At 27.8% G+C, this 3,550-nt stretch carries 2 protein-coding genes and 2 rRNA genes; 3 read left to right on the top strand and 1 reads right to left on the bottom strand.

Going from position 1 to position 3,550, the window contains the following annotated elements; all coding sequences use genetic code 11:
* Window positions 1-106: ribosomal RNA gene (gene rrf / locus ACI48P_RS22005) — 5S ribosomal RNA — on the top strand; the annotation flags it as partial.
* A 272-nt stretch (window positions 107-378) separates the two neighbouring features.
* Here the strand turns inward: rrf and ACI48P_RS22000 are convergent.
* Window positions 379-2,472 (bottom strand): alpha/beta hydrolase, encoded by a 2,094-nt coding sequence (locus tag ACI48P_RS22000; protein WP_475219647.1) that lies wholly within the window; start codon window positions 2,470-2,472, stop codon window positions 379-381.
* A gap of 401 nt (window positions 2,473-2,873) precedes the next feature.
* Here ACI48P_RS22000 and ACI48P_RS21995 point away from each other — a divergent pair, with 401 nt between their 5' ends.
* Complete coding sequence (locus tag ACI48P_RS21995; protein ID WP_475219645.1) at window positions 2,874-3,155, top strand: hypothetical protein; 282 nt, start codon at window positions 2,874-2,876, stop codon at window positions 3,153-3,155.
* A gap of 319 nt (window positions 3,156-3,474) precedes the next feature.
* Window positions 3,475-3,550: ribosomal RNA gene (locus ACI48P_RS21990) — 16S ribosomal RNA — on the top strand; the annotation flags it as partial.

The following is a 3,550-nucleotide window of genomic DNA, read 5'->3' as shown; positions in this document are numbered from 1 at the left end:
TAGCAAAGAGGATACACCTGTTCCCATTCCGAACACAGAAGTTAAGCTCTTTAGCGCCGATGGTACTTGGGGGGCAACCTCCTGGGAGAGTAGGACGTAGCCACGTAATCTTTTTTTCGTACAAATAATCTGTAACAATTTAAGTACTATGGATAGTTCCTATATAATATGAATAGATGTAGAGAATATAAAAGTGATAAAATTATAAATGATATATTGGAAAATTACTTTGAATAACTTAGGAAATAATAAGTAACTTAAGAAAGTAGATTATATTTTAATGTACTAAATATAGAATTAAAACAAGCTATCAGATAACAAATTTAATTTATTACCTGATAGCTATTGTTATTTGATTATATAATACGAATATTATTCTTATCTATTTTTCTTATTAAATATGAATAAAATAATAGATAAGAGAGCACAGATTAAAATATATATAATTATGTGATTAAAATTTGATACTTTAGTATTCGAATTATTATTTAGAGAAGATAGACGGATACTTTGGAGCATAAAGCTACCTTGCTCAGTTGATTTAGATGGTGATATTTCGACTGTAGAAATATCTGAAAGATCTATATTATTATTAAATTCGCTAAGAGGAACCATAAGCGTAGAAAGTGGTGTAATATTTGAATACATAGTTGTGGCGTATTCATCTTTAACTGACATACTTGTCATTTTACCAGGTTGGTACTGTAATGAATATGTATCATTTGGTGTAGAAACAGTATGAGAGTTACCTTTTTTATCAATAAGAGTTATGTCTAACATTTGATTCTTACCATTGTTTATAGAGTCTGTTGAATCTTGCATGATTTCAAACGAAAGAGTATCGAACTTATTAAAATTATTAGACTTTGGAAATTTAAAGCTAACTTTATCGCTTATATTTTTAAAATCAAGCAATACAAGAGGATAAGTATCTAAAATTCCTGGTAATCTCACGTTCCCAGCAGTATTTTTTTCTTCATTTTTACTTGCAATAATTTTCTTAAAGCTACCGGAGATCATATTAAAATTAGAATCAACAGTTGCATCGAATAATGATTTATATTCACCTTTAACAAAGCTCATTAAGACCTTTTGATTGTATAAGGTTCCGTCTTCACTAGGTAATATTCCTGATAGATTTCCTTTTTCAATGCTCGATTTAGTAAAATCAACAATATATTTGCTTGTAAAATCTTGTTGTTCATTAATGGACATTGGCTCTTTTAAAGTGTTATATTCTGCATCAATAAATGAATTATCTTCACCAAAAATTGTAGAATTAAAGTTATTATGGTTGGCAGAGTACAGATATATCAGTTGAAGATCGCTACTTCTTTTTTGTAAGCGCATTTTATCAAATATCGTACGTCCATCTAATGTAATAACATCTCCATCAAGTTGAGGCAATATAATTCCCGTAGTAATATCATCATAGATATTAAAATCTTTCCAGTAGTTTGCGGGTGCTATTGAAATATTCCCTTTAATATTAAGACCCATTTCTTTTAATATTCTATTACCTAAAAATAAGTTTTGACCTCCTCTTGAATGTCCTACAAGTATAACGTTGTTGAAGTCAATTTTATCTTTCATATCAAAACCATAAATATTGCTATCGCCATTATCAACACTATCTAAAAGTGATTTTACATGTCGTGTTAGTATTTTACCAAATAAATCCTGTTGAGTTTTGTATAAAGAACTCTTATCGGAATCAAAAGAATCTAAATAATATACAGGAGTTAAGTTTAAACCAAGTGATACAAATCCTTCTTTGGCTAAAGCTTTCATATTATTTGCAAAACCAATATCGAAATATGTAGATAACCCAGCTCCTTGGTATGAACCATGTAGAAAAATTACTAAAGGGAGTTTTTTCCCTTCTGGGGCTGTAATAGAACCATTATTGTTATATGATATGTATTTTGAAGAATCCTCTTCATCTAATATATTATATACGTTATTTGGTAACTGATACTTATCTTCACCTAGGTTATAAACCGACACATCATTGTATTTAGGACTAGATGAATCAACAATAAGTTTATCCATAAGGCCAGATTCCACAGAAGTATATGTATTCATTTTTTCGAACATGCTATAAGGCGCATATATTTTGTTATCTTTTTCGTAATACCTATCTTTTATAAAATTACCGTTTACATTAATTTGAAAAGTGTCTTTATTAAAAATAATAATATCTTTATTGTTATTATTATCTGTAATTACATACTGCAATATATTTTCTTTTCGATCATTTGATTTGACTCCACCTAATTTTTCCATAACCTCAACTAAAGAAAAGTAGGGGGACTCAGATCCAGATGAATTTTCTTGAAGCATATTCTCGCCAATTGTTTCAAAATCATCTCCTCCAATTAATAAAGAGGCGTATGAGTTAGATGGTGAAAATACAATTATAATTGAAATACTTAATAAACAAATAAATAATTGTTTGATTTTTTTTATCATTGTTTTAGTTCTCCTTGTGATGTATTAATTTTAATTTTTATAGTAGCTCTATAGTAACGCTAGGTTCTATATAATAGACGCTTCAATAAGATAAAAAGTTTTAGAATAGTGATAATTTAAAACTATATAATTGTTTTTATTTTGTAGCTTTAATATTTATATTGATTTAGATTTGTTTTATAGACTTAAAGAACTGCAAAGTAATTATTTAGAAAAACTTTTAGTTGTACATCAAATAAATAAAAATAATTTAAATTAGTATAATAAAAATTTGAAATATGGAAAACTTAAAATGAGAGTATTTTTTACTACGGCTTCTAACTTGGCAGCGAGGTGTAAAGTGTTCTCCAATATAGTAGCTTAGGAGAAGCAAAATCTTTATTTACTTAGGAGGTAAGAACATGGATAACATGAGAGAAATGAGAAAAAAAGTAGAAGATGGTAAGTATGATTTAACACTAGAAATAGCTGATTCTGCTTATTTTGAAACTTATAATGATGTAGATGTAAAGTCAGGAGAAGATATAGTTAGAAATTATTTAAGAAGCAATACGGATGATGCATGCTTTAATGATATAAAAATAAAATATAATAAAAATCGACATACAGTTAAAGTAACAACAGAATTAAATTATAATAATAATGAGCATAAAGACTATTCTAATAGAGGTAGATTAATGTAAATATTAGATTTTGTATTATAACTTAAGACAAGTAATACCAATGCACAAGGAGTTAATATAAACAAAAAAATAATAAAAGTTTAAAAAAGCATTGACGATTAAAAAATAAGATGGTATAGTATTACTTGTCCTTAAGAAAGACAAATAAACAAACAAAAAAACAAATTTCGAAAAGAGTTGACAAAGTTATACAGCTTTGGTAAACTAAGAAAGTCGAAAAGATGAACTTTGAAAATTAAACAGTAGGTTAATTTATAGAATTTGAAACAACCAAACATAAAGCCAGATATATAACAGTATCTGAGCCCTAGATAAACTTTTATTTGAGAGTTTGATCCTGGCTCAGGATGAACGCTGGCGGCGTGCCTAACACATGCAAGTCGAGCGATTCTCTT

The organism is Romboutsia sp. LXY-2 (assembly GCF_056171995.1).
This window is presented reverse-complemented; position numbering and strand designations above follow the sequence as displayed.